Here is a 25,284-nt window from a genome sequence, read left to right on the forward strand (position 1 = left end):
AGGACGCGGAACAAAATCCGCGTCCTGTTTCCTTTTTTACATAAACTTGCATACAATAATCTATACGCTGCAACAATTGAGGTGCCAATAAATGAAAAAGAAAATCAAACAATTGAGATATGTTCAGTTTGCTGAATATAAGTCGTCGCCTTATATTCGTCGATTAAATGAACAAAGTGAAACAGTCATCCAATCATACAAACAGAAACACTCACTTATTTAACAGCTCCAGAAGCTTTTCCTTCGTTTTAGGGCCGTATACCCCATCACTTGGCAGACCATTCATCAGCTGAAAACGCGCTACGGCGTTCGCCGTTTTTTCTCCGAAAACTCCGTCGATCCCTTTATTTGCAGCTGCTTTATCAGGATAAAAATAAACAGCAGCAAGCGCTTGTTGAACGAGGCGTACGTGCTCTCCCTTTGTCAATGGAGACGTCACCTTTAAAACCCCATCTGGCAGCTCATACATGCTCTTTGCATCGTTACGATAAATTTTGAGAACCTGTCCAATTTGAATCTTATTCGGATCACTAATGTCATTCCACTTCTGTAAATCTTGAACTGTGACCCCATGAGCTTTCGCAATACTCGTTAACGTATCTCCGCTTTTAACGACATACGTGATGACCGGCTCCGGATCTTCTGCCGTTTCAATCCCTTTTTTAAATTCATCCCATGTAGAAAGAAGCTGGCGTGGACATGCTTTTCCAGACCAGTACTGATGTGTGACCACGTTTGCTAGCGGAATGTGATGTTCTTTTAATAGCTTTTGAATAAGCCATTGTGCATGTTTGACCGCTTGCTGAAAATTTCCATCTTCATTCTCACAAATTTCAATTCCGATCGACTTCCGGTTACCATTCCCATGTCCATCCCCTGCATGCCAGCCATTTTCATTTAACGGCAGATGCTGAAATATTTCATGATCATCCACTGTAAAATGCCAGCTCACCTCTGTCGCTGGGCGTTTTACATAGGCCGCATGACTTTTCGCATCCGCTCCCTTTGACGTGTTTGCTGTGTTATGCACCGTCACATACTCCGGTGTCATCGCATATCCTGGGCGGTTTCCGTTTCCAACTGGAATAAAATCTTGATAAATTTGTACCATGTTCTGCACTCCCTTTTGCTAGATTGAATTGATCTTTCTCATCAATCGGTGGCGTTCGTAAGACAATACTTGTTTGTTTTCATGAGAAGACTATGGTAAAATTTGAATTCAATCACTCTTTTTAGTAGTGGAAAGTGCAAAAATACAGAAAAAAACAGGAATTACTTCCATTTTTCCTTGAATTTATGTTAAAATTGTTAAAAATAAGCCGATATAAAAAGTAAGTAATAGCTCAATTAGCTATTTAGTCCTATATGGACTTTTCTTTTACGCTAAAAATAGAACATACGTTTGTATGGAGGTTTTTTAAATGACTGGTTTTTTAACCCATTTAGAAGAAGATATTAAGCGGTTATATGCTCAATTACAAATAAGCGGTCCTGCTTATAGAGAGATGCAAAGGATCGCTTCTGAATTTCATGTATGGGTCCACTACGAGGAGACTGGCAGCATGATGATCCAACATCAAGGTCTTTACAGTATTATATTAAACAGATCCCTATCACCTGAAGAACAATGGCAGGATTTTGCCCACGAGCTTTGTCATGTGCTAAAGCATACAGGCAATCATTTCAAAATGAACAAACTTTTTCGAGAACTGCAGGAGTTTCAGGCAAAACAATTCATGTATCACTTTTGTGTTCCAACCTTTATGCTGCTGCAAATGAAGCTTCCAACCCTTCGGCAGCAAGCCATTTTGCATATTGCTCAAACGTTTCACGTCACCAGAGCTTTTGCTGAAAAGCGGCTTGCCTTATTCGAACAGCGAAAAGCAGGCATTCGCTTTCAACAGGAGTTTACGTCTTACTTAATGAAAGCAGAAAGGGTCGCAGAAAAAGAAGCCGTTTATCAAACGTAAATACTCGGACATAAAACGATAAAAGTTTATTCATAAAGGGCTAATACTTGTTTGAGTACATTTGTGTACCGGTAAAATTGTTCAGTTTGTGTATCACGCCGATAGCGACGCCTAAAGTCTTGAAAAAATGCTCTTCTTTGCGCCTGACTGATTTCAAGTTGTACACTTTTTCCCGTCAGACATTGGTTATTAATATTATCAGGATGTGTTCCAGAAAAACGATCAGATTCAGATAGCAGCAATGCGTGAAAGCCATTTAGCGTTAGACGTTTCACAGTTTCTGCCGCTCTTTCTCTGTCCGTACCTCCCACTAACGTTTGAAGCACCTCTGTTTCTCCGTAACCATGGAGTGCAAACGTATAATGATGGGTATGCACCTGTGAAAGGCAAACCGGCTCATCAAAACGTGTACTTGTAATATGAAGAACATGATTGCCTTTTACTTTAAGGCCTTCAAATAGATACATAGAATAATCACTAGATATTTCATGAATGAGCTCACTCACGCCGGATTCAATTCCTCCGGCATGAGGCGACAAAACCAGAAGCTGGTCACCTTTCCGCTCGTGAAGAATTCGATAATCAATTCCTATTCTTTCATGAGCGGAAAGCTCTTCATAACTTTGATACGTATCGATGATTTGTCTCATGTCATCTGCCCCATTTCTCTATATGAGCATAAGTCTACTGATCCCTTATTCTTTTGTAAAGAGGTTTCGAATCAAATACACCACTTGAATTCTTCCTTAAATTTTCCTTACATTTACGGCTTTCTGTTGAATTTTGAGAAAAAATGACCGATAATTGAAATGAATAGAACTTTTGGACTATATGAATCTTTTTGTATTCTCTCTCATAAATTAGAAATATTGTGATTTACATCTGGAGGAATTTTTCATGTTAAAAAAGAAAACCACCCTCATCCTTATCATCTTACTCTTTAGCTTCGCTGGCATTATTTATTGGAAATGCTTCTCTCTTCAAGGCGTGTCTCACGGAACATTCATCCGCTCGATGTCATCACCTGACGGAATGTACATCATCAACACCTATCAGCATAGCGGAGGAAAGCTAAAGGAAAACGCAGTTAGAGCAGAAATTGAAAACAAACTGACCCACCGTAAGAAGACGATTTACTGGAAATACCCTGACAAAGACCCTCTCATCAAATGGAAAAACGGACAGCTTGTTCAAATTGGACATGAGTTTTTAAATGTGGTGAAGGGCGACACGTATGATTATCGCTTTGATCAGAACAAGAGAAAATAGCGCATCAAAAAAACGAATCCCTCTTGGATTCGTTTTTTACGTTGACATCACATGCTGCATGAATTCTTTCATTTCTTTACTTACGATCGTCAATCGTTCCACAATTTCGCTAAACTCTGTTACAAGTAAAGCCTGTTCCGATGAAGAACCTTTCATGTGGTCCATACTTTCAAGTAATGTATGTATATTGGAGGAAATTCCTTGTAATGAGCTTTCAAGTGTTTGCTGCGTTTGTAAGGTCATTTCCTCACTTGAGCAGAAAGCCATCACCCATTTAACGCCCTATACAAAACCAAAAGGATTTAGAGTCCCTTCTTGCGTGAAACATCACTATGAACAAATGCACGATTGGCCAAGTGAATTATTGGTGATGGGCGCTGCCTTGTGTACGTCAGATCCTATTCATGGGCAAGGAATGACAAAGGCCGCGCTCGAAGCACAAATTCTTGAGCGTATGCTCAAACAAGCACAAAAAAAGAAGCAGCTATCTTTTGAAAAGGACACATTACAAAAAATGCAGCACGCGAATGAACTTGGCTGGTGGCTTTGCGCGATTGCTGATCTGGCGTGGAACGGCGTCGAGTTAAAAGGAGAAACAGCCATTCCCCACTTGACGTTCGTACAAGGATTTTTAAATCGCTACGTGCAATACGCCATTGTCACAAAACAGCCTGAACGTCTTGAAGCGTATCACCGGATGCATTCTTTCTTAACAGAACCGAGAGACATCCTCAACTTAGAACAGCTGCATGACATGATTCAATCCAACGCCTCTGGAGAAACTGCTGAATGGTGGAGTCAGTGGGATAAAGAGGATGATGAAGGCAATCGAGCTTTTTTCCATGAAGCGGTTCCTGCAGCACCTGCTTTCATTAGATTGAAACAAAAAAAAGCCCCTTCATGGGGCTTTTTCATTAACGTAATAATTGAAGTACGTTTTGCGGCTGTTGGTTTGCTTGTGCTAGCATCGCTTGAGACGCTTGAGAAAGAATGTTGTTCTTTGTGAACTCACTCATTTCTTTCGCCATGTCCACGTCACGAATACGAGACTCAGCGGCTGTTAAGTTTTCAGCAGAAGCACCAAGGTTGTTGATTGTGTGCTCTAGACGGTTTTGTACTGCACCAAGTGCTGAACGTTGTTTAGATACTGCGCCGATTGCTTCATCAATTTTTGCTACTTCGACGTCAAAGTCAAAACCATCTTCATTCACTTTAATATCTTTGACAGTCAAGGTTTCAGCGTCCATTTTGCCGATCTGTACGTTGATATTTTGCTCAATGTTTGCGCCAATTTGAAATTGGAATCCATCTTCTACGCTACCATCCAACAGATTCTTTCCGTTAAATGCTGTACGCTGTGAAATCCCATCAATTTCATCCACCAAAGCAGTGAGTTCTTCTTGAATCGCTGTTAAATCTTCTGTTTGTTGAGTACCAACGTTACCCGCTTGAACAGTTAGTTCACGCATACGTTGAAGAATCGCATGTGTTTCTGTTAATGCACCTTCAGCTGTTTGAATAAGAGAGATACCATCTTGTGCGTTTTTAGATGCCATTTCTAATCCGCGGATTTGTCCACGCATTTTTTCAGAGATTGCTAGACCTGCTGCGTCATCTCCTGCACGGTTGATGCGAAGACCAGAAGAAAGCTTCTCCATGTTCTTTTGCCCTGCTCCATTGTTTGCAGACAAACGGTTCAGTGTGTTAAGTGCTGCGATATTGTGGTTAATTCTCATTTCCTATTACCTCCATGTGTTTGAACCAATTGAACATCCTTGTCCAAAAGTTCTAAATTAGAATTTTTTTGTAAGCCTTACAATCCATTTATCGAACCTTTATGGAATTTGTTTAACAAAAAAGGAATAAATAAGGAATAAGTCTTATTTATTATGATCGTTTCGCTAGAGTATGCCAAATTTAAAGGTCATTTTTCATGATTTATCAGAGGGAATTAAGAATCATAAGACTGGAGAAAATGCGAAGAAAAAAACAGCATAAAAAAAAGCCCCATAAAAGGGGCTCTTCATTAACGTAGTAATTGAAGTACGTTTTGTGGCTGTTGGTTCGCTTGTGCAAGCATTGCTTGAGAAGCTTGAGAAAGAATGTTGTTCTTTGTGAACTCACTCATTTCTTTCGCCATGTCAACATCACGGATACGAGACTCAGCAGCTGTTAAGTTTTCACCAGAAGCACCCAGGTTGTTGATTGTGTGCTCTAGACGGTTTTGTACTGCACCAAGTTTAGCACGTTGAGATGAAACTTTATTGATTGCATCGTCAACAATTTTCAATTGTGCATCGTAACCATCAGCTGCTACATCAGGTGCATTAGTAGCAAATTTAGTTACATCTAAAGAAGAAACATTTAAAGTATCACTTGTTCCTAGAGCATCAGCAGACATTGCTTCAATGTTAACTTTAATTTGTTGCGTAGCATTCGCACCAATTTGGAAGATTAAATCCTTTTGGTCTGCAGGAGTAGTTGTATTAACTGCATATTCTCCAGTTAGTAATTTTTTACCGTTAAATTCTGTACGGTTAGAAATGCCATCAATCTCTTCGATTAATGCATCCATTTCATCTTTAATAGCTGTTAAATCTTCAGTTTGCTGAGTTCCAGTGTTACCTGCTTGAACAGTTAGTTCACGCATACGTTGAAGGATTGCATGAGTTTCAGTCAATGCACCTTCAGCTGTTTGAATAAGAGAGATACCGTCTTGTGCGTTTTTAGAAGCCATTTCTAATCCGCGGATTTGTCCACGCATTTTCTCAGAGATTGCAAGACCAGCTGCGTCATCTCCTGCACGGTTAATTTTAAGACCAGAAGAAAGCTTCTCCATGTTCTTTTGGCTCGCACCGTTGTTTGCAGACAAACGGTTCAATGTGTTAAGTGCTGCGATATTGTGGTTAATTCTCATTTCCTATTACCTCCATGTATGTGGGACCTGACAGACGTCCTTGTCTGAAAAAAGTCCTTTATTCTAGGGCTTATCAACCCTGACAATTCTATTATCGGATGTTGTTATAGGATGTTTAGCAGATTTTTAAAAAAATATCGCATTTTTCTCATGACGTTAATCCTAATTTTAACAATCCTATAAAAACAAAAGCTGCTGATCTATAATCAGCAGCTCTATCGTTTTATGATATCAGTATTGCTTGATATCAAACATTAAGATATTTGGATACACCACATAATCCTTCTTACTTGCGAAAGGACCTTTATTGTGTTCATCATTGATTTCATAGAAGTTCATACCAATTCCAAAGCTTCTTTCTTTATACCAGTTAAGAAAATCGTTGATTTCTTTCGTTGATAGCAAATAATCCTTTTGCAGTCCGTTTATCATGGTAATTGAAAGTATACCTTTTGTTGCTTCTTCACCAGGTTTTGTTCCGTCTTGATCTTTCGGTTCTTCGCTTGTTCCATCATCTGGTTTTGTTCCATCTTGATCTTTTGGTTCTTCTGTTGTACCATCACCTGGCTTTGTCCCGTCCTGATCTTTCGGTTCTTCTGTTGTTCCGTCATCAGGCTTTGTTCCGTCCTGATCTTTCGGTTCTTCTGTTGTTCCGTCATCAGGCTTTGTTCCGTCCTGATCTTTCGGTTCTTCTGCTGAACCATCGTCTGGCTTTGTTTCACCTTCAGCAATTTGCAAGTCTTTTAATGAGATAGAGATTACTGATTTGAAGTTGCTTTTAACGTATTTAAAATTATAATATTCTTTGAAATTCCTTCCACCTATGATATATATCATCCCATCAAGTGTTACAGCACTTGATCCAACTCTAGCTTCAGGCAATTCATTTATACTTTTTTTTACAGAATTAGAATTCACATCATAATACTGTGTATATGGTAATATTGGGCTGGATCTGTCAACGCTATGCTGACCGCCTACCATAAATAATTTTCCCTGATATGTTGTAAACGCTGCTCCTACTTGATAAAACTCCAACTTTGATTTTGTTCGTACCCACTGATTTGTTTCAATGTTATATTCATATATTTGGGTATTTTGGGTTCCTCTATATCCGCCTGTAGCATAAATTTTATTATTAATGACTTCTGACATAGACATCCCAGTAAAACTCTGAGGAAACATTTTTAATTGTTGCCATTTATCCGTTTTTGTATCATAACTGTAAAAATTATGTTCTTGATGAGGACTTTTACTCGTTGCAAGAATATAAATTTTTCCGTTTTCTCCAGTCGCAATAATATCTCCATTTGTCACAGCAAAAGTTGGTATTAGGATTGGTTTTTCCGACCATGTATCGGATTCTGTATCATAAATATCAATCGTTTTTGTGCTATCTTGATATGCTCCTCCAATGACATATACTTTTTTACCTATCGCCACTGCCGCGCTATCTGTTCTTTCTCTTGGCATATCAGCTTTTGAGATCCACTCATTTTTGTGAGGATCATACATGTAGGTATTTTTATTACTATGTGATTTTTCACTACTTCCCCCAAAAACAAAAATCTTTCCATCTACTACTGCGGAACTAGAATGAAGTCTCTCTTCTGGTAAGTCCGCTCGCTTCGTCCAGCCATTTGTCTCTGCTGCATGAGCTTTTAACGGATGAATTGTAACCATCATAAAAATGGTCAAAAGCACTAACAATAATCCTTTTTTCATCGTTTCTTTCCCCCATATCTTGAATTTCCCTCCTTTTATCGACATATTTGTAATAAAATTTAATTTTTATCATAATAAGCATTTCCCTCTATTTCCCCTCACACATACATCACCGGCGTCGATATTTTAATAATCTTCCCGCCTCGACGATAAAACCTTGGGACGCGGCGGCTTAAGGTGGCGATGACTTCGTAGTTGATCGTATTGAGCATTTCGGCGATTTCATCGACAGAAATTTCTCCGTCCTTTTGACGGCCGTAAATGACCACTTCCTCGCCTTGCTTTGCTTTCATTTCTCCTAAACTGATCATCGTCATATCCATTGTGACTCGGCCAGCAATCGGCATTCGTTTTCCGCGGAAAAGCATGAACCCTCGATTTGATAAGGCGCGTGAGTACCCATCTGCGTAACCGATCGGTATGGTGGCAATGATTTCATCAGGTTTTGCTACATAAGTTGCACCATAGCTGACGGTCCTTGGCTCTGTCACCATTTCCTTTACGAACGCAATCCTTGCTTTTAAACTGAGAGCGGGCTCTAGCTGAACAGCGTCTAAGCTTTCAATGTATTGCGAGGGATACAGCCCATATAGCCCGATGCCCAGCCGAATCATATCGGCGCTAAATTCAGGGAACGCGATAGCAGCCGCTGTATTGTTCATATGTACGGTCGGCAGCTTAATTCCTTGTTTTTTCAAAAACCGAAGAAAATCAATAAAAATACTGTGCTGCAGCAGCGTGAAATCAGGGTCAGGCTCATCTGCTGTGGAGAAATGAGTAAAAATCCCGTCCCATCTAAGATTTCCACTCTTTTCAAGTGCTTCCACCACTCCTAACAGCTCTTCCTTCGTTCGTACACCTAATCGCCCCATCCCTGTGTCGACATTGACATGAATCCCAAGCCGGCGCTGACTATCTTCTTCCGCTAAGATCTCATTTGCTTCAACAATCCAGTCTTCTCGAAGGCCGGAGAGGTCAATTCTCCAGGCCGCAGCCCTTTTCACACAATCTAGCGGGGTAAATCCAAGAACCAAAATCGGCGCTTCAATTTTTGCTCTTCGCAATACAATGCCTTCCTCCAAACTAGCAACTGCGAGCTCCGTCGCACCGCTTTCCAGTGCCTGCCGCGCTACCTCCACTGAACCGTGTCCATAAGCATTCGCCTTCACGACAGCCATGATCTTACTTTTCCTCGGAATATGCGCTTGAATGGCCCCGATATTTCTTTTAATCGCGTCAAGGTTGACTTCGATCCAAACTTCCCTGCAAAGCTTTTTCATTTATTTTTCCTCCTCATCACATGAGAGTTCTTTCTATCTCCATGTTCGCTTTCGCGTCTAGTCTATCTTTATTCATTTTTGAGAAAAACATTCAACTACAATGACCGGACCAGCTTTTCTTGGGTACACATAAAAAAAAGAAACCACATCAAACTGTGATTTCTTCTCTATGAGCGATGATATTCAATTTCATCCGCAGATTTCATCATTGCATCAATATCATGATAAATCTCCTGCAAATTTTCCCGTTCAGTTAAGTATTGAGCATTGCTCTTACGAACAGGCACATCAAATTGCAGGAAGTTGATTGTAATCGTGGATGATTCTTGGTCATTCATTGTTAACCTTAATTCAAGCGTCGAGACCTCTTCTTTATCATCACTCTCAGCTGAATAATCAATCGGCACACCATCTTCTAATATCTCAACTTGTTTCAAATCTTTCAAGGAAAGCTCAGTGACTGCAAATCTATATTTTCTAGATGACCCGCCAGGTTGATGTTCAATAAAGCGCATTTTCTCTAACTCATCATCAATCGCAAATCCCTTATCAACTTGCTCTGAAAAGATATATGCAGATGCCTGAAATCCATCTTCGTGAAAAAACATCATCATCTTATCTAATAATATGTTGGGATCATTCTGTTCTTTTCGTCTTTGTAATCTACCGGCTATGAATAAAATGACCAGTCCTCCGATGATGCTGAGAGCCGTCCCCAGTCCATTTCCTACTTCTACGAAAACAGTAAAACCTAAAATAGCAATCATAAAAGCAATGACAATGCCTATGATGAATATCACACAATGCTCCTCCTATCATGACCCTTCATTTATAGTTTAGCCTTAGTATAGCATTTGAAGCAACGAGTCCTAGATGATTTAACCATAAAAACAGACCATAAAGGTCTGTTTTCATTGACGTTCGATAAATTGTCTAAAAGATAGGCAGTAAGAATTCACACACCTTATCTTCGCCTTCCTCTTCTCTATATCGCTCTATAGTAGGTGCCTGACGCATGTTCAATTGATTGTTCTGAATATAGTCAGGTAATTGACTCCAAAACAAATTCACTTTTTCAGATGTATGCCTCATTGTAAAAACAGCATACTTTCCCCCTTCAAAATGACCAGTCTGAACCATTTGATCATTAGAGAAATCTCTATTTGTCATGATCATGAGGTCATATCTGCATTTTTCAGGTAAAGTCCTTGCAGGATCATCTTGAGGAACACCGTATATGCCATGTTTCTTTAATTCATCATTTAATTGATGTTGGTTGATCCATTTTTTAAAATGCTTCATCATCTCTATATTCTTTTTGCTTCCATATGGTCCTATATTTCTCATATACACCATCTTCATATTGCTTAATATTTCAATTTTGCAATTCATGATTTCCCTCCAACTCTTATTGGAAGATTGGCCAATCATTCCTTACATACAACGGTAACATCCTTTAAAATATAATACAGCAGGTGATTAAAAATAATTGAATGTATGATGGAAAAACATAACAAGATTTCAATCTTTTAAAACAAAAAAGAACGGACATTGTCCGCCTAGTTGCTTTTTCTGAAGACTTAACATTGAGAAAAGCGACAATTAAATAAAAAAAGCCATTGAACAGGCTTTTTAAGTTTAAGCAAAATAACCGATACTTGATGTATGTCCTCTTTGGGCTTCATTATGGATATCGTTTGATGAAACATAACTAAAAGCACCTAACACACTGACAATTATTAATACGGTTGCTACTGACTTAAATTTCATAAAGACAGTCTCCCCTTTTAATTTGGTGTTGGAAATATAGAATCTTCTCATAAAATTCGTTTGAGCGTTCTATATCTCCTGCTTTATTATAATGCTTCACTGCATCTTTCGCTAAATCTTCAAGATTTGCAAAAAAAGACTTTGATTCCAAATAAGCCATTGACTCTTTTATACGATTTTCATTGTTATCAATATAAAGTGATCTCAACATAACGAATGTATTGATAAAAATATCATCCTTTAATTTTTCAGCTAATTCAAGTCCATAGTTTAATGCATATAAACCTAAATCTCTCTGATCATTTTTAAAATATGATTTTGTCAACATGACCAGCGGATCAAGAATTTTATTTAAATGCTCATATCCCTGTTCTTTAAACGAATGAATAGATTCATTAAAATATTTAATTGCAGTTGAAAGATCATTGTTATGAAAATAACTCAACCCTAAATTATAAAGTGCTGATCCTTTTAATCGTTTTGTTGAGTTGTCGGCGGCTTTTTCTAGTGCGTGTTGAAAATGGGGTATTGCTTTTTCGGGGCAGCCCATATCTATATAGTTTAATCCAATGACAAAAGAACATTGGATTTCTCTTACTGTGTATGTATCTTTTTCTCGATAACATTCTATTGCCTGTGCGATATGGTGCATCGACATATGGGTTTGTTTCATGTGGTAATAGATTTCTGCCATCTTGTAATTGAACTCGGCACGTTCAATATCGTCGCTGACAAGAGACAGCTTTTTTTCTGCCCGCTTATAGAAGGTAATCGCATTGAGGTATTCGTAGTTTTCAAATTCGTACATGCCGTAGAAAAAATTGAAGTAATACTCGAGCAATCCTGTTAATTTCTCTTGATCCCTTTTGATCTTCATTGCGAGTTCCCTAAAGTTCGCCCGCTCTTTTCCATTTTCTAAAGGATTCAAGTAATCAAGCATTAATTTATGTCTGAACTCCATAAGTGAGAAATACAATAATAAATCCTGATTCTCTTCCATATGATCAAGCATTGATTTGATTTCTTCTTTATATGCCTCGGCGTCCGGTACGTTAAATCTTTGAATATGATAATACCATTCATTGATTTTCAAGCCGACGTGAGAAGAAAGCACTTTCTCCATCCGTCCTTACCCCTCCCTCTATTTTCCCTATAATGACATATATTATCATTTTGTGAATCGTCCGACACCGAAAAGAAACCGCAAAAATAAGAAAAAAAGCTCCTGTAAAGAAGCCATGTGAGTGATCGTAATTTTGATAAGAAGGAATAACTGGGCTCGAATCAGCGCCCCCCTGTTCTCTCTAAAATAAGATGATACAATCAAGTTTAGTTCTAACGAAATATGTACATCGTATATCCTTCACGTCATACTTGTTTTAATCGTTTCCATTTACGAATTTGAGTACGGAAATTTTTAAAAGGAGCAACGGTATTCACATGAATAAATTTATAAACTGGCCAAACAGCCTTTGCTGTCGCATCATCCGCCCATTTTCGTTGATGAGGTTCAAACACTTCTTCTTCACTCATACGATCCAACATATCACAAATAGTTAAAACATTCTGTTTGAGCTGAGCTCTTAATGCGACTAGTGATTGGCAGGCATACTTCTCATTAAAAAGAGAATATAATGTGCCAAGCTGATTCCATTTATAACCTTCTGCTGGCGTATGGACAACCTTTCCTTCAGTTTCGTGTTGCTCCCATTGAAGCAGCAGGGTTGTCCAACCAACTTGATAGGCCAAATTTTCTGCAGGAGTTCGGCTTACATCCTCTATTCGATCATCTTTCATTTCTTCTGGAATCATATTGAATTCTTCATCGTATTGATTGTACGTCTTCATGATTGCTTGCTTTAAAATGTCTTTCGACTCATAGCTTGTCATATTATTCACCTCTAGTTCTTTTATGCAAATTTTTCTCGGAACATATCTTGCAAAAATAACTGGAGCTCATGATACTGAATTATTCTATCGCCTTCTGTTTTACAGTCTCTATTATAATCAAACTCTTAATCGAGCAAAAAAGCAATAGCATTTCTGGTTAAATGAAAGTATCACTGGTGTTTACTCCTAAAACAACAAAAGAGAGACAATACTTGCCTCCTTTAGGTGACTCTATTATTTTGTGAAATATTCCATTATTGCGCAAACTCAATAAAGAAAAGCTATAAAAGCGGCTGCGAAAAATGAAGACATTCCTTACGTTCCATCATAAACAAGCACCCAGTATCTCTCCCCAGGCTCCCCTTCTTAAGCAATAAAACCTCCCCGTTTTGATTGAAATGTGAAGCAGCATGATTTAACTCGACACTTCTTCCTCTTTTCTACCTAATTTCATTGATAACTGAACACCAATCATCAATGAGACAATGACGAGCATTGCGACAATGGAAGCTTGAAAATGTCCGCTTAGATCGAAAACCAAGCCAATGAAAAACGGACCAAACCCGCCCATGATGTATCCGCCCATCTGCGACATAGCGGACCATGTACCAGCCTCCTCCGGTGTACGCGTCTCAATAATGGGCAGCATAAGTGCTAAAGGAAATAATCCACCTGCCCCAATCCCTAGAAAAATGACGGCTGGCAAAATAGGCATTGGAAGTAGAAGGAAAATAAGGCCGATCAGCTCTGACACGCTGCATAAAATCAGAAATAATTTCGGTTTTCCTAAGCGAGTGACGACTCCTGGAACGAGTAGTGCCACCGGAATCTGAATCAGTGTAAATATCGTTAGCAGCATGGCGGCATACTGTGGACTATTTCCAAAACTAAGGGCGATGGGTGAAATCCATGCTGTTAACGAATAGAACATACTGGACATAAAGCCAAAGAACAAGGTGAATTGAATGGCTTTTTTGTTTCGCAGCGGTAGCCTTAGCGGTAAAACTGCATGATCAGCCTGTTGTTTTTTCCGAGCCAGCCCTAGCCATAAGATCAATGCGATGATCCCTAAAACCGCCCAGCAAGACAAGGCGAGCGGAAGGTTATGCTCACTGCGAAGATATATCGGAATGGTGAAGCCAGAAGCAAGTGCTGCACCAATCGTCATCGAAATAGAATAGACACTCACAATCCCCGGGTTTTTCGGGAAATACTTTTTGATAAAACTAGACAACAATGGTCCTGCAAAGCTAATTCCAACTCCTCCTGCAAATGCAGTGATGAGAAGGATGGCAACCGTTTGACTCGTCCCACGTAATCCAGTAGCGATCGTGATGAGAAGAATCGAGAAAAAGAGGGTTCTCTCTAAACCAAAACGGCGGCTTAGTTTAGTTGCTACAGGTGCAAAGACCCCCATGCACAAGACCGGTAAAGTAGTTAGAAGACTTGCTGTCAGTGCACTGACAGCAAGGTCTGTTTGGATCATACTCATCATAGAAGCCACGGACGTAATAATTGGGCGCAAGTTTAGTGCAGCTAAAAATAAAGCGGTTAAATAAAATATTTTTTTCATCAATGCTCTTCTTCCTCTCTCATCTTGTTGAAGTTACTTTGAGTATAAATCTGCCGCATTCATTGATCAATACAATAATTCGTATTATGATGATAGTAAAAAACTATTATTTATGAAAGGATGACAAATGGATACTCGTCATATTACATATTTCATGGCTGTATTCGACCATTTACATTTCACAAAAGCTGCTGAGCAATTAGGGATATCACAGCCTACATTAAGCCAACAGATCCGGCTGCTTGAAGCAGAAGTTGGGATGCCGCTCTTTGATCGAATCGGTAAAAAAGTCGTTGCAACTGAAGCGGGTTCTCTGCTTTATCAATATGGTATGAAAATGCTTCAAGCTGAAAGAGATGCAAAAAATGCGATGAAAGAACTGTTATCTGAAAAACGAGGAACCGTACGACTTGCAGTACTCCCCTCCGATCTTGACTTTCAGCTTGTTCCGCTATTTGTAGAATTTAAAACACTTTATCCCGAAACCAATCTGAAAGCATATTCAACGATCTTCGTTCGTGAAGAAGTACTGTCGCATAAAGTGGATCTCGGCATCGGGCTGCGAGGGCCTGCGGATAAGCGTCTCGTTCTAATTCCACTTGGAAGTGAGCCCTACGAATTATTTGTTCATTCAGAAAGTGATCTAGCCCAAAAGAGTGAAGTGACATTGGAAGAGCTGACGCAGCATACTTTGGTCATGTATCCGAAGGGATATCTAGGAAGGGATCTAGTAGATGACGTATGTAAAGAACAAGGTGTTGAATTGGACACTGTCATGGAGGTTGGGTCCGCATCTTCGCTATTGCAGCTGGTTGAAGCTGGGATCGGTGCAACCATTCAGCCGCGAGGGTTGCTGCAATACCATTCGACGTGGCCAAATATTGTTTCGATTCCTATTGCTGAGCCAGCACCTGTTCGTCACTTGGAATTAACTTATTATGCAGATCGATTTGTCAGTAAAGCACAGCAGCAGCTATCTGAATGGCTGATAGACTTTTTCAAATCAAAAACAAACTAAAAAATGAGGGTAAAACATGAGTGCAAACAGCATATTTACAAGGACACACCGGGTTGTTATTCGCCAATTTCAATCAGAGAGGGCCGCTAAGCGCTATTAAAAGACGCTTTTGATAAACCTTCTATATACATATAGAACTTTTCTATAACGCTCACCATGCTTTCTTTTTTTATAATAGAAAAAAAGAAATGTGGTGGCGTATATGTCTACAACGATCGGAATTATGGGCGGGATGAGTCCTTTAGCAACGATTGATCTGATGAAAAAAATCATTTCTCATACACCAGCGATAAAAGATCAGGATCATATCCATGTGATTGCTGATAATTATCCTCAAATCCCTGATAGAACCAATGCCATATTTGGGAAAAGCGAAGATCCTACAGATGATATGATTGCATCAGCTAAGAGATTAGAACGTGCAAGAGCGGACTTTATTCTCATTGCATGCAATACCGCTCACTTCTTTTTAGAAAACGTACAACATTCCACCCATATCCCTATTATGAATATGCCATTAGAAACCGCAAATTATCTAAACAAACATCACTATACATCTGTGGGCTTACTATGTACTGATGGAACATTAAAAACCCAGCTCTATCAAAGGGCTTGTGCTCATCACAAGATTGACGTCATGACTCCTAGTGAAAATCTTCAGAAACGTTATGAATGGGATATATGCGGTGAAAGCAGGAAAATTAAGTAAAGGCGAAAGTGAATTGGCGTTAGCTGCAGAAATATTAATCAATCAAGGGGCAGAAGCCATCATTGCCGGCTGTACAGAAATCCCCTTAGTCCTAAGGTCAACCCAAGCTGTGAAAGTGATTGACCCTACTGTCATTTTGGCGAAAGAAGCTGTAAAATTAGTGTATGAGCTTGAAAAGCTAAACATTTAAAGTACGTAACATAAGGGGATAAAATGAATATTGAGAATATAGAAGCGTTTATTTATGTATGCCAGCTAGGCAGTATCAATAAAGCTGCGGAAGCACTGTATTTAACCCAGCCTTCTGTTTCGGCACGTATTCAATCATTAGAAAAAGAATTAGACCTGAAATTATTTGATAGACAGAGAAATAAACTATCTCTGACGGAAAAAGGTGAACAGTTTTACCCACATGCCAAAAAGATCCTCCATTCTTATCAAGAAGCAAAGCATAGTCTCAAACAAACGATGATCCCTTATGAATTGACGATTGGATGCGCATCCTCTATTTCCAATAATCTATTGCCTAACATATTACCCGCACTAAAAGAAAAATACGAAAACCTGAAAGTGAAAATCGTAACAGGACATTCAAAGGATGTTGTCCAAAAAGTGATTAACAACCAAGTAGACTTTGGCATTGTCAGGACTGAAACACATTCTCAAATTGAATCGATCCCTATTTTCAGTGATCCAATCGGGCTGTTCGTGCCAACTCATCACCCGCTTGCCAGCCTTGACAACATCAATATGAAAGAACTAGAAGAACAGCCTTTTATTTTCTTTGACTATGGATCATTTGATTGGTTGATGCTCCACCGATTATTTCAAAAAAACAACATCACACCGAACATTTCCATTGAGGTTGATCATATGGAAACCGCAAAAAATTTAGTGCTTTAAGGAATGGGACTATCGTTTCTTCCTCATCATTGTGTTAGAAATGAGGTAGAACAAGGAACATTAAAACAAATTTCAATCGATCCATCCATCAATTTCAACATCAATATCGAGTTCATTTATAAAAAAGGAAGATCCAAATCAGTTTTCATCGATCAACTCAAACAGTTTTTTCATGAATTAGATTAAAAAAAAGCCCTTTTCAGGGCTTTTTTTGGATTCGTTCTGATTGATTAGCTTTCGTTTGCCAACATGTATGCTGCAGTTTGATGCATATCTTTCAAACCTGATCTCTGTGCGTACTCGGCCACAGTGATCGCACTTGTAGTCAGAAGTTCTATTATATGTTCATCCATTCCTGGCCAAGTTCTCCCGCCTGCTTTTTCATACGCATGGATAAGTTTTGTTAATCCTTCTTTCCCAAAGAGAAGTTGATGCGACAAAAAGTCTGCAGATACATCACCAACCCCCACTTCAGACCAATCAATCACACCCGTAACACATTGATTTTCATCAATCAGAATGTGGCCAGGATGTAAATCTCCATGCTTCACCCCCACGAAAGGCGGCCATAAAGAATCTTTTGCTAGCCATGCTTGCCAGCGCTCCCATAAACCGCTGTTAATGGTGTATTGCGATTTGACACGTTCCATTCGCTGTTTCATTGATTCTCTTAATTCATGAGCACTGAGCATCTCCACACCGAGCGTTTTAAAAGGCTGTTGATCTAAGGAATGTACATTCGCTAAAACTCTTCCTAATGATTCGTAATAGGCTTGCGGTACATTCGTTTGGTCAAAACTCCACACATACGATTGCTTCTCCACATCAATACTAGCCGCCGGTACCCCCTCTAATTGTTTATAAGCAATCAGACTTTCTGTAAAGATAGACCACTGAGGGACCTGAAATTGAACCTGCTTACTAATATGATCTAATGTCTTTTTTTCTTGTAAGGTATGTTTCATTGATTCAGGTCTGCGAGGCACTCTTAATATCCATTGATCACCATGTAAATCTTCGACATGTGCGACACGGAAATCAACACCTGATTCATTTATTTTGATGGTATTCTCTAAAATCTCTAATCCGTGATGATTGGCTAATTGCTTTAAATCTAGTCTATTCATATTCTTTTCCTCCAATTGCTCATTTATTCATGATCAACAGGCGTTAAGAAAATCATCAAAAAAACCACAAATAGGCTGCTATCTGTGGCTAGAGTAAACACGGCTAGACTCATATCTCTCTTTATATCAATAAAAAATTACAAAAAAAGACAGAAACGATATCTGTCTGTCTTCAAGTAAAGTTACATACTTGACCGCTGAAGATGTTTAAAAATGTGCAGACTACCCCGTTTACTCTGTTTGATGAAAACAGAGCCTTTGAACATATGAAATTATTGATTGTTCAAAGTTTGCTGGCGTAATCTTCCTGCATGCATCATCTTTAACCATCCTCCTCTTTGTCATATAAAGTTACTATACTTTATTTAAATATGACTTTCAATAAGATTACAAAAAAAAGGATTTAAAATCATCCGACTTCCCATCGAATTACATATAATGTAATAAATGCATTTACTTATGTTATGATATGGTTATTGATTCTTTTGTCTAATAAATTTATTAAACTCAAAAACCCGATGTACTATGAATTTTGAGTGTATGAGAGGCAATTAGAACAAATCAAATGTAGCTAAGTCATTTAAAGGGAGAATTGGTATGACTCATTTAGAATTCGTATTCGGCTTGCTTCCAGTAAGTACGATCATCGCTTCTTTTATCGTCACATTGTTTGTACAAAAGGTTTATTTCATGCCAGTTGTGAGCTTTATCTTTTGCTCATCCTGACATTTACACTTTTTAATGGCTCTTTCTTAGGGTGGCCAGTTGTTTACACTTTAGGCTCATTCATTGCTTCATATATAGCATTATTCATCATGAAAACTTTAAATAAAAAGAGGTCTTAAACTACATTTTAAAAGCCCTTTTCAGGGGCTTTTATTCTTTCACTATCGTTTTTTCACTGGATGAATGTCTTCTCCCAAAAAAGCGGTATTAGGCTCACCACTATTTTCTAGAAACTCCGCTATTTCTTTCAACTCTTGATTGATACGGTCATTCCTTGGCATATCCGGGTTTAACAGAAGGATGGAGTGAATCGTTGTCGCTGCTTCATACAAAACATGTTGATCTTTTATCTGTTGGATGCATTGTTTCATACGATTGAAAAACCATTCGATCTCTTCTGTTTCTTCCATCGGATAATGTGCCATTTTGAATAGATTCTGCTGACGAAGGTCCTGCCTATCAAATATGTGTTCAAGCTCTTCTTTACAGACATATAAATCCGAAGCTTCCTCCTCAATCTCTACTACTTCGACCATCGCATCTTCAGCTGTATATAACTTCTCAATAAAATCATCGAAAGTATCTGCCAGCTTAAAATCTACTTCCAGCTCTAAATCAAAATAGTGAATAGGAGGACGTTCCTTCGATTCTCGGTAGTCCATTGCGATCCATGTATCTTCTTCCCCGCTGATGAAAATAAGTCCCTCAGGCAGATCCAATTCATCACTTAACTGAGGACTGTTCATAATTCCAACACCTTTTGCGATTCCTCTTAGATGGTCAAATTGAACATGATCCTCTGCCCAAGAATTTGGCCGTTCGGTTGGAAAAGCATTACGAACTGTAAAACCACCGTTCCAATCTAAAATGAGCTTTTTATATGTATCAGGTAAAGTGACGCCAAGTCTTCCTTCTGCTTCACGAATTTTTTCCTCATCTACCTTTTCTAACGTGAAAGGACTCTCTTCTTCTTTCTCCCAAAATGGCTTCAAAGTGGGTGCCTCCCTATATCTATTGAGATAAGTATAACATTGACCAACTGTTCATTTGCTCATTCTACTTCATAAAAAAACAGACTATTAAAGTCTGTTTTAATCTTGTCTATACGTTTTCAGAGGTTGTATTTCGATCAATCATAGTCGTGTTTCGATTTGATTTTTGTTGTTCCTCCATTGTTGTATTCCGAATTGATTTTGTTCCAATGATTTTCAAAGTTTCTGCTGTTGAAACACTTAACAATACAATGGATACAATGACTAGTAATTTTTTAATAATCATACAGACACTCTCCTTTTTGAATATCATTTTGAGCTTTAAGAGCCTTTCTATAATATTCGGCAGCTTTTTCAAAGTCCCCCTTTTTTTCAGAAGATAATCCTATACTTTGAGCAAATGCCTCGACATAGACATATAGTTGCTTTTCCTCAAAATAATCTAGCACTTCTTGAATTGCTTTCTCATTACCATCTATATAAATCGCTTTTAAAGCTTTAAATAACATCAAACACAACGAATCATTTCTCTCTAAGGAGCACTTAAGACCATCTTCTATGAGTGGAGCGGCTTCATCATGTTGACTAGACTTATACAACGACCAACTTAAACTAAATAGGGTGATTGGTTTTATATCAATACTTCGTGGTGTAATAATGTCTAAAACTTCTCTGTAGCGTATGATTGCTTCAGTGTACTTTTGTTGTCGATCATATGTATTCGCTATGTTCAATAGAATTTTAGCAATTAACATATTATCGGCGAGCTCTTCTGCTATAGAAAAAGCTGTATTTAGATGCTCTAATGACTTGTCATATCGCTTGAAATCATCATAATTTCCTGCAATAACAATCAAGCTTTGTATTTGGCGAACTTTATATTGTTCATGCTGCTTATAGATGTCTAAGGCCTTTATAATATGATGCATAGAAACATGAGTTTGTTTCATAATATAGTAGGCTTCAGCCACCTTGAAGTGAAACTCTGCTTGCTCAATATCATCAACAACCAATGCGAGCTGCCTTTCAGCGATCTTATAATATTGGATAGCCTGTATGTATTCTTTTTTACTAAACTCATACATTCCTCTAAAAAAAGCATTATAGTATTGCAGCATACCAGAAAGTTGATGATTTGAATTTTCGATTTTATCAACCAAATCAGAAACAGAAGGCGATCGTTTTTCTGAAGGTTTAATATAATCGAGCATAAGCTGATGTCGAAAACACATTAATTGATAATAAATGAGCAGATCTTGATCCTCTTCCATCCGTTCAATTTTTTGTTCTACCTCAGCTTTCAAAATCTCTGCATCAGGTACACTGAATTGCCGAATCATTTTATACCATTCATTTATTTTCACACCTACATGTGAAGAAATAACTTTCTCCATCCCTTATTCCCCTTCCACTAGACTCCCTTATATTACATTTATTATCACATACAATAATTTACAAAGCACCGAAAAGAAACCGCAAAAAGAACAAATGTAGCATCGTAAACCTTTGGCACATTTCATGATCATCACAAAACAAAAAGGCAGACTCATTTCAGTCTGCCTTCATCTTCTAGATTTCCATGGGAGTACCTGTTGTCTTCAGGTAATTTGCATTGTATCATTTAACCACTCGTCACAATGTTCTATAAGCCACCTCAAATATTCCACATATTGACCGACGTGATAGCCATCACAAACAGCATGATGTACTTGAATCGCAACGGGCAAAATGACTTTTCCTTCTTCCACTTTAAATTTGCCTATCGTAAATATTGGCAGTAAATAAGTCTCTTTTGTAGATACATTAAGGTTAAAAGAAGTAAAATCAACCCACGGCAGACTTGAAATATTGAACATGTTTTCTGGCATATTAGGTTTCGGAAATAGTTTGCTGCTTTCGCTAAATGTTTCAATGTCCGCTACACAGCTTTTATAAAACTGAGCAAAGTTTTCGTCATAAGGCGTCCAAATACTTGAAAATGTCTTTGTTTCTTTATTTAGAATCGTATAACTAGGATGGAGAAGTTCCCAGTAACCAAGTTCATCGTTCAATTGATCCATTCGAAACTCCGGTATTTTTTGCACAGCTCTTGCTAATAAATAAATTTGCACAGGATATACTTTTAACTTTTTTTCTTTCAATATTGAAAACAATGTCGTGATGTCTAGATCGATCACCAGGCTATATGAGCATCGGGTTAGAGTCATATAATGATGAAAGTGCTCTTTTCGCGGGTAATTTTCGTCTATTTGTTTAAACATTTTTTATCTCCTCCTGAATGTGATTTCATGTATTCAGGAGGAGACTTTATCTGTTTTCACCACCACAATCATCCTTTCAAGAGATATGTTATGTTTCTGTCTATCACAACTATGAGTTATAACGGTTTCATTCAAAGGCTACCATAAGCTTAACCTACGATAAAGCCTCCAGCAACTCTTCGTAAGTAATCTTGCCCAACGTGAACTTTTCTAGTGCTATGTATTTTTTCTCCGCTGAGGTATTCATTCTATTATGACATTCATTGACTAACTCATTTTCATTTGGTAATGGCTCATGTATATGTTCTTTTTTTCGAAATGCTTCATAGTACCTTATACCAAATATTCTCTGGGACATCGCATTGATGTGAATTCCGTCTGGGTTAGATATAAGACCTTTCGCAGTAACATAATAACAATTTTCATTATGATGTGCATATTTTTGTAGTTCCTCATTAATACGTTGATATTCCACACCCCCTGGGCCAAATGCCACCTTTCCCAAGTAATCGCCCAAACCTCCTATTAAAAGCGGAATGTTAGGTACAGATAATTCAGTTCTTAGTTCATGAAATAATCTTAGTATTTTTTCATAGTATTCTTTGTATTTCCCATCTTGGCTGTCACTTTCTCCTTGATGCCATAATATCCCGACCAATTCGCTATTTTCCTTTGCAAATTTAGCTTCATTTATTGCATGACGAAATAATGCTCCGTCTAGCGACCACTCATCAATGGAACTGCCACCTTCGGCACATGGAATAAGACCAATCTTCTCTCCTTCATGATCCTTGCACCAAGCCTCCGCAAAGGAAGCCGCCAGTCCTACGCCAGCTACCGGCCTATCAAAATGAATGGGTTCAGTCATCATTTGCCATCTACCATTTCGCAGCATCATGATTCTTTCATTATAAATCGGAGGCACTTCATGCTTGAAGCCGCGCCCCGCCATATTTGATTGTCCAATTAGTAAAAGTGACTTCATATCTTTCTCTCCTCCACTAAATATTTTATCAAATGTGTATTCTCCTGAACGTTATCAGTTTACCCTTCCACTGTTATTTCTAGAATTTAAACAATCTCTTGAAATTCCCTTTTTAGATTCATGTTTGTCTACTTTTGTCGAAAGGATAGTAAACAGAAATTACTTAGTGTAAGATCCTTATGCATCTATCAATCAGGAGGATCGACTATGAAGAAATATTTTGTATTATTTTTTACATGTTTATTATTGTTAACAGCTTGCAGCAGCGCAGCATCTACTAAAAAACAGCTCACCACAGACAACCTTATTGAAGCTTTCCAAAGTGCAGGGCTTGAAGCAGAAAAACCAACTGATCTTGAACAAAAAGAGTTTGGAAATATAAGAGAAGAAGGAAAAAGGATTCTCATTCCTTCTTTAGGTGAAAATGCTGGTGGAAGGATTTTTAAATTTGGAAATGAAACTGACCTTAACCAGGCCAAATCTTATTATGATGAGTTGGGCAATGCTGGATCTATGTTCTTCTCTCACACATATTCAAAAGGGAACTTCCTGCTTCAAATGAACGGAGAAATGAAGGATTCTGAATTTGAAAAATATAAGAAAGTGATGGATGAGGAAATAAAATAGTTTCATATTTTTTACTTATTGCTTCTTTAATCTTTAACAAGAAGGGTTCTTTACGATGGTCTCTAATTAAGCTGGATCGAACTGTCACCTCTACCCAGTCAAGGTAGAGGTATAGAATTCTGTCATTACCAGTGACACCCTCTAATTCACTTCTACCGTTACTACAGAAGCTTTTTATCCTCCGGTATTCCTTCGTTTTTTAAGAACTAAAAATGTTACCTCTTTATTCTTAATCTTTGTTGATTCTTTGTTAATCATGTTTTTCATCAATATGCATACATATTGTACCGTTCAAACCTTATAACAAATAACCTATTTACTTCTTTTATTTACAAATGATAACATTCATTAGAGTAGGAGGAATATTTCTAACAGCTAAAACAAAATATTGCATTACTAAATAAGCCTTACATTCCTTGAAAGCCTAATGTCTAAAATATATTCAAAAGTAGGAGTTTATTATGGAAAAACTAAGTTCTTCTAAAGGTTTAATCTTATCAACAGTTGCAGGAATTTCTGTTTTTATATTCACACCTTTTGCAGAAGCAAATGTTACTAAAGCTCTCGAAAAAGAACAGTCCTTTTCTTATTCATCTGTAAAATTTTCTTTTGAACAATCAAAAGAGCCTACAATAGATGAGATTGCACAGTATTGGAATCTAAATGAAGAAGAAACAGTAAAGTTCAAAAAAGTAATAAAAGAAGCTCAGTCAAAAACATACGGAGAAGCTACTTTACACGGTAAATTCACTTCGGCTATAAAAGCAATAAAAGGAGCTTATGACCAATTACCAACTAAACTGAAAGTAATGATAGGCGGTGTAACAGGGTTAGAAACCATTCTAATCACTCTCGAACACTATACAGGCGCTCTTGAACATGGTATTTACTTAGGCGCTCTTAAAGTGACTGGAAGTGAAAATGCAGCATGGTGGGTTGCTAAAACCATCATGTTGTTCGTTTTTTAAAATGAACTAAAACACACCTAAATGGAAAACAACAAGGAGGTGCTTGGTTAGTGACACAGGAAAATAAGGCATCCAAAGGTTTGTTAATTACTTTACCCGCCGCTATTATCGCTATTGTGTTGATTTTAGGAAAAATTGATACACCTGTAACAAATATTTTATTTTATGTAGTAGCTTTTGGTGTAATGGGTTTAACTGTTTCAAGCTTAATAAAAGACTACAAAAAAAAGAAAGATTGATTACTTGTCAGTGAGCTGCTTTATGTAACTCCCTGTTTGTGAAAACAGGATAATGACCAACACTGAGAAATACAAAAGACTCTCTCGAATATTTGGTTAGTTGGATAGTATTATTATTTGTCGTATTCATTGGCGTTGAAGCGTCTTTTAGAACGATCTATAAAATAAGACATCGAACCGAATAAAGACAAACAAAAAAAGCCCCTATATATAGGGGCTCAGATTGTAGAGAAACTCATGTTTTTCTACAATCTTTTTTATTTTCATCGTAATTATGATGGATGGGATTTAATGAAAAAGGCCTCCCACACACCTAGCCTAGCTTCGCTAGGTGT

General features: G+C 38.0%; 28 protein-coding genes and 2 pseudogenes. 11 read left to right on the forward strand and 19 right to left on the reverse strand.

Translation table 11 applies throughout. From position 1 onward, the window contains the following. Window positions 1-211: 211 nt before the first annotated feature. A complete protein-coding gene (locus ACP7A0_RS18375) occupies window positions 212-1,111 on the reverse strand; it encodes an N-acetylmuramoyl-L-alanine amidase (RefSeq protein ID WP_375567287.1) in 900 nt (299 codons plus the stop codon). A gap of 310 nt (window positions 1,112-1,421) precedes the next feature. Here ACP7A0_RS18375 and ACP7A0_RS18380 point away from each other — a divergent pair, with 310 nt between their 5' ends. After that, a complete protein-coding gene (locus tag ACP7A0_RS18380) occupies window positions 1,422-1,970 on the forward strand; it encodes an ImmA/IrrE family metallo-endopeptidase (protein WP_034663097.1) in 549 nt (182 codons plus the stop codon). A gap of 26 nt (window positions 1,971-1,996) precedes the next feature. On the opposite strand, the gene ACP7A0_RS18385 is transcribed toward ACP7A0_RS18380, so the two are convergent. After that, complete coding sequence (locus ACP7A0_RS18385; protein WP_034663100.1) at window positions 1,997-2,620, reverse strand: poly-gamma-glutamate hydrolase family protein; 624 nt, start codon at window positions 2,618-2,620, stop codon at window positions 1,997-1,999. Window positions 2,621-2,867: 247 nt separating this feature from the next. On the opposite strand from ACP7A0_RS18385, the gene ACP7A0_RS18390 reads away from it, so the two are divergent. Further along, a complete protein-coding gene (locus ACP7A0_RS18390; RefSeq protein WP_375567284.1) occupies window positions 2,868-3,239 on the forward strand; it encodes a DUF5412 domain-containing protein in 372 nt (123 codons plus the stop codon). Window positions 3,240-3,275: 36 nt separating this feature from the next. On the opposite strand, the gene ACP7A0_RS18395 is transcribed toward ACP7A0_RS18390, so the two are convergent. Beyond that, window positions 3,276-3,509 (reverse strand): hypothetical protein, encoded by a 234-nt coding sequence (locus ACP7A0_RS18395; protein ID WP_375567283.1) that lies wholly within the window; start codon window positions 3,507-3,509, stop codon window positions 3,276-3,278. A 49-nt stretch (window positions 3,510-3,558) separates the two neighbouring features. On the opposite strand from ACP7A0_RS18395, the gene ACP7A0_RS18400 reads away from it, so the two are divergent. After that, entirely contained in the window at window positions 3,559-4,245 is a 687-nt protein-coding gene (locus ACP7A0_RS18400) for a hypothetical protein (RefSeq protein ID WP_375567282.1), read from the forward strand. Here ACP7A0_RS18400 and hag (ACP7A0_RS18405) read toward each other — a convergent pair. The 10 genes from hag (ACP7A0_RS18405) to ACP7A0_RS18450 all read right to left on the reverse strand — a co-directional run bounded on the left by hag (ACP7A0_RS18405) (window position 4,154) and on the right by ACP7A0_RS18450 (window position 14,394). Continuing rightward, complete coding sequence (gene hag, locus ACP7A0_RS18405; RefSeq protein ID WP_044141245.1) at window positions 4,154-4,975, reverse strand: flagellin Hag; 822 nt, start codon at window positions 4,973-4,975, stop codon at window positions 4,154-4,156. The genes ACP7A0_RS18400 and hag (ACP7A0_RS18405) overlap by 92 nt on opposite strands. A gap of 290 nt (window positions 4,976-5,265) precedes the next feature. Further along, on the reverse strand, window positions 5,266-6,156 hold the full coding sequence (gene hag, locus ACP7A0_RS18410) for a flagellin Hag (protein ID WP_106031532.1): 891 nt from the start codon (window positions 6,154-6,156) through the stop codon (window positions 5,266-5,268). Window positions 6,157-6,387: 231 nt separating this feature from the next. After that, window positions 6,388-7,881: a Kelch repeat-containing protein gene (locus ACP7A0_RS18415; protein WP_426005973.1), complete on the reverse strand. Its 1,494-nt coding sequence runs from the start codon at window positions 7,879-7,881 to the stop codon at window positions 6,388-6,390. 98 nt (window positions 7,882-7,979) lie between these two features. Then, on the reverse strand, window positions 7,980-9,161 hold the full coding sequence (gene alr, locus ACP7A0_RS18420) for an alanine racemase (protein WP_034663119.1): 1,182 nt from the start codon (window positions 9,159-9,161) through the stop codon (window positions 7,980-7,982). 167 nt (window positions 9,162-9,328) lie between these two features. Further along, window positions 9,329-9,961, reverse strand: coding sequence for a hypothetical protein (locus ACP7A0_RS18425; RefSeq protein ID WP_426005976.1), 633 nt, complete (start codon window positions 9,959-9,961; stop codon window positions 9,329-9,331). Between the two features lie 133 nt (window positions 9,962-10,094). Next, window positions 10,095-10,553, reverse strand: coding sequence for an AraC family transcriptional regulator (locus ACP7A0_RS18430; RefSeq protein WP_268496165.1), 459 nt, complete (start codon window positions 10,551-10,553; stop codon window positions 10,095-10,097). A 246-nt stretch (window positions 10,554-10,799) separates the two neighbouring features. Then, complete coding sequence (locus ACP7A0_RS18435; RefSeq protein WP_262417147.1) at window positions 10,800-10,931, reverse strand: hypothetical protein; 132 nt, start codon at window positions 10,929-10,931, stop codon at window positions 10,800-10,802. After that, window positions 10,921-12,054, reverse strand: a complete 1,134-nt coding sequence (locus ACP7A0_RS18440) for a Rap family tetratricopeptide repeat protein (protein ID WP_268496166.1) — start codon at window positions 12,052-12,054, stop codon at window positions 10,921-10,923. Before ACP7A0_RS18440 ends, ACP7A0_RS18435 begins: the two co-directional genes overlap by 11 nt. A 245-nt stretch (window positions 12,055-12,299) precedes the next feature. Further along, window positions 12,300-12,821: a ClbS/DfsB family four-helix bundle protein gene (locus tag ACP7A0_RS18445; RefSeq protein WP_060596056.1), complete on the reverse strand. Its 522-nt coding sequence runs from the start codon at window positions 12,819-12,821 to the stop codon at window positions 12,300-12,302. 415 nt (window positions 12,822-13,236) lie between these two features. Continuing rightward, the gene (locus ACP7A0_RS18450; RefSeq protein ID WP_106036711.1) at window positions 13,237-14,394 is read right to left on the reverse strand and encodes an MFS transporter; all 1,158 of its coding nucleotides are present in this window, start codon (window positions 14,392-14,394) and stop codon (window positions 13,237-13,239) included. 127 nt (window positions 14,395-14,521) lie between these two features. Here ACP7A0_RS18450 and ACP7A0_RS18455 point away from each other — a divergent pair, with 127 nt between their 5' ends. The 3 genes and pseudogenes from ACP7A0_RS18455 (at window position 14,522) to ACP7A0_RS18465 (ending at window position 17,210) form a co-directional block, all read left to right on the forward strand. Next, window positions 14,522-15,412, forward strand: coding sequence for a LysR family transcriptional regulator (locus ACP7A0_RS18455; RefSeq protein ID WP_106036710.1), 891 nt, complete (start codon window positions 14,522-14,524; stop codon window positions 15,410-15,412). 202 nt (window positions 15,413-15,614) lie between these two features. Continuing rightward, window positions 15,615-16,311, forward strand: a pseudogene (locus ACP7A0_RS18460) (aspartate/glutamate racemase family protein). Between the two features lie 23 nt (window positions 16,312-16,334). Then, a pseudogene (locus tag ACP7A0_RS18465) lies at window positions 16,335-17,210 on the forward strand (LysR family transcriptional regulator). 44 nt (window positions 17,211-17,254) lie between these two features. Here the strand turns inward: ACP7A0_RS18465 and ACP7A0_RS18470 are convergent. Beyond that, complete coding sequence (locus tag ACP7A0_RS18470) at window positions 17,255-18,151, reverse strand: macrolide 2'-phosphotransferase (protein ID WP_426005980.1); 897 nt, start codon at window positions 18,149-18,151, stop codon at window positions 17,255-17,257. Window positions 18,152-18,748: 597 nt separating this feature from the next. Here ACP7A0_RS18470 and ACP7A0_RS18475 point away from each other — a divergent pair. Further along, a complete protein-coding gene (locus tag ACP7A0_RS18475; protein WP_262417145.1) occupies window positions 18,749-18,877 on the forward strand; it encodes a hypothetical protein in 129 nt (42 codons plus the stop codon). After that, the gene (locus ACP7A0_RS18480) at window positions 18,865-18,996 is read left to right on the forward strand and encodes a DUF2651 family protein (protein ID WP_426005982.1); all 132 of its coding nucleotides are present in this window, start codon (window positions 18,865-18,867) and stop codon (window positions 18,994-18,996) included. Before ACP7A0_RS18475 ends, ACP7A0_RS18480 begins: the two co-directional genes overlap by 13 nt. A 42-nt stretch (window positions 18,997-19,038) precedes the next feature. Here ACP7A0_RS18480 and ACP7A0_RS18485 read toward each other — a convergent pair whose 3' ends face one another. The 5 genes from ACP7A0_RS18485 to ACP7A0_RS18505 form a co-directional block, all read right to left on the reverse strand. Beyond that, window positions 19,039-19,869, reverse strand: a complete 831-nt coding sequence (locus tag ACP7A0_RS18485) for an SMI1/KNR4 family protein (RefSeq protein ID WP_375567271.1) — start codon at window positions 19,867-19,869, stop codon at window positions 19,039-19,041. A gap of 109 nt (window positions 19,870-19,978) precedes the next feature. After that, window positions 19,979-20,155: a hypothetical protein gene (locus ACP7A0_RS18490; protein WP_060596049.1), complete on the reverse strand. Its 177-nt coding sequence runs from the start codon at window positions 20,153-20,155 to the stop codon at window positions 19,979-19,981. Next, the gene (locus ACP7A0_RS18495) at window positions 20,145-21,263 is read right to left on the reverse strand and encodes a tetratricopeptide repeat protein (protein WP_426005985.1); all 1,119 of its coding nucleotides are present in this window, start codon (window positions 21,261-21,263) and stop codon (window positions 20,145-20,147) included. Before ACP7A0_RS18495 ends, ACP7A0_RS18490 begins: the two co-directional genes overlap by 11 nt. A gap of 204 nt (window positions 21,264-21,467) precedes the next feature. Further along, window positions 21,468-22,130 carry a type A chloramphenicol O-acetyltransferase gene (catA, locus tag ACP7A0_RS18500; RefSeq protein ID WP_375567267.1) on the reverse strand — a complete coding sequence of 221 codons (663 nt, stop codon included), beginning with the start codon at window positions 22,128-22,130 and terminating at the stop codon, window positions 21,468-21,470. A 154-nt stretch (window positions 22,131-22,284) separates the two neighbouring features. Beyond that, window positions 22,285-23,115, reverse strand: a complete 831-nt coding sequence (locus ACP7A0_RS18505; RefSeq protein WP_106031522.1) for a sialate O-acetylesterase — start codon at window positions 23,113-23,115, stop codon at window positions 22,285-22,287. 207 nt (window positions 23,116-23,322) lie between these two features. Here ACP7A0_RS18505 and ACP7A0_RS18510 point away from each other — a divergent pair, with 207 nt between their 5' ends. The 3 genes from ACP7A0_RS18510 (at window position 23,323) to ACP7A0_RS18520 (ending at window position 24,949) form a co-directional block, all read left to right on the forward strand. Beyond that, window positions 23,323-23,742, forward strand: a complete 420-nt coding sequence (locus tag ACP7A0_RS18510) for a stress protein (RefSeq protein ID WP_375567266.1) — start codon at window positions 23,323-23,325, stop codon at window positions 23,740-23,742. Window positions 23,743-24,203: 461 nt separating this feature from the next. Further along, on the forward strand, window positions 24,204-24,710 hold the full coding sequence (locus ACP7A0_RS18515) for a hypothetical protein (RefSeq protein ID WP_060596045.1): 507 nt from the start codon (window positions 24,204-24,206) through the stop codon (window positions 24,708-24,710). A 50-nt stretch (window positions 24,711-24,760) separates the two neighbouring features. Further along, entirely contained in the window at window positions 24,761-24,949 is a 189-nt protein-coding gene (locus ACP7A0_RS18520; RefSeq protein WP_059377832.1) for a hypothetical protein, read from the forward strand. The last annotated feature ends 335 nt before the right edge of the window (window positions 24,950-25,284 follow it).

Origin of the sequence: Bacillus sp. DWP3-1, from assembly GCF_049896565.1 — a bacterium.
Lineage (GTDB): Bacteria > Bacillota > Bacilli > Bacillales > Bacillaceae > Bacillus.

Coding starts and splice junctions, on each gene's coding strand:
- ACP7A0_RS18470 (WP_426005980.1), bottom strand. CDS start 18,151: ATGAATAGACTAGATTTAAAGCAATTAGCCAATCATCACGGATTAGAG.
- ACP7A0_RS18505 (WP_106031522.1), bottom strand. CDS start 23,115: ATGAAGTCACTTTTACTAATTGGACAATCAAATATGGCGGGGCGCGGC.
- ACP7A0_RS18440 (WP_268496166.1), bottom strand. CDS start 12,054: ATGGAGAAAGTGCTTTCTTCTCACGTCGGCTTGAAAATCAATGAATGG.
- alr (WP_034663119.1), bottom strand. CDS start 9,161: ATGAAAAAGCTTTGCAGGGAAGTTTGGATCGAAGTCAACCTTGACGCG.
- hag (WP_044141245.1), bottom strand. CDS start 4,975: ATGAGAATTAACCACAATATCGCAGCACTTAACACACTGAACCGTTTG.
- ACP7A0_RS18450 (WP_106036711.1), bottom strand. CDS start 14,394: ATGAAAAAAATATTTTATTTAACCGCTTTATTTTTAGCTGCACTAAAC.
- ACP7A0_RS18380 (WP_034663097.1), top strand. CDS start 1,422: ATGACTGGTTTTTTAACCCATTTAGAAGAAGATATTAAGCGGTTATAT.
- catA (WP_375567267.1), bottom strand. CDS start 22,130: ATGTTTAAACAAATAGACGAAAATTACCCGCGAAAAGAGCACTTTCAT.
- ACP7A0_RS18385 (WP_034663100.1), bottom strand. CDS start 2,620: ATGAGACAAATCATCGATACGTATCAAAGTTATGAAGAGCTTTCCGCT.
- ACP7A0_RS18455 (WP_106036710.1), top strand. CDS start 14,522: ATGGATACTCGTCATATTACATATTTCATGGCTGTATTCGACCATTTA.
- hag (WP_106031532.1), bottom strand. CDS start 6,156: ATGAGAATTAACCACAATATCGCAGCACTTAACACATTGAACCGTTTG.
- ACP7A0_RS18445 (WP_060596056.1), bottom strand. CDS start 12,821: ATGACAAGCTATGAGTCGAAAGACATTTTAAAGCAAGCAATCATGAAG.
- ACP7A0_RS18510 (WP_375567266.1), top strand. CDS start 23,323: ATGAAGAAATATTTTGTATTATTTTTTACATGTTTATTATTGTTAACA.
- ACP7A0_RS18435 (WP_262417147.1), bottom strand. CDS start 10,931: ATGAAATTTAAGTCAGTAGCAACCGTATTAATAATTGTCAGTGTGTTA.
- ACP7A0_RS18430 (WP_268496165.1), bottom strand. CDS start 10,553: ATGAATTGCAAAATTGAAATATTAAGCAATATGAAGATGGTGTATATG.
- ACP7A0_RS18415 (WP_426005973.1), bottom strand. CDS start 7,881: ATGAAAAAAGGATTATTGTTAGTGCTTTTGACCATTTTTATGATGGTT.
- ACP7A0_RS18515 (WP_060596045.1), top strand. CDS start 24,204: ATGGAAAAACTAAGTTCTTCTAAAGGTTTAATCTTATCAACAGTTGCA.
- ACP7A0_RS18475 (WP_262417145.1), top strand. CDS start 18,749: ATGACTCATTTAGAATTCGTATTCGGCTTGCTTCCAGTAAGTACGATC.
- ACP7A0_RS18390 (WP_375567284.1), top strand. CDS start 2,868: ATGTTAAAAAAGAAAACCACCCTCATCCTTATCATCTTACTCTTTAGC.
- ACP7A0_RS18375 (WP_375567287.1), bottom strand. CDS start 1,111: ATGGTACAAATTTATCAAGATTTTATTCCAGTTGGAAACGGAAACCGC.
- ACP7A0_RS18495 (WP_426005985.1), bottom strand. CDS start 21,263: ATGGAGAAAGTTATTTCTTCACATGTAGGTGTGAAAATAAATGAATGG.
- ACP7A0_RS18490 (WP_060596049.1), bottom strand. CDS start 20,155: ATGATTATTAAAAAATTACTAGTCATTGTATCCATTGTATTGTTAAGT.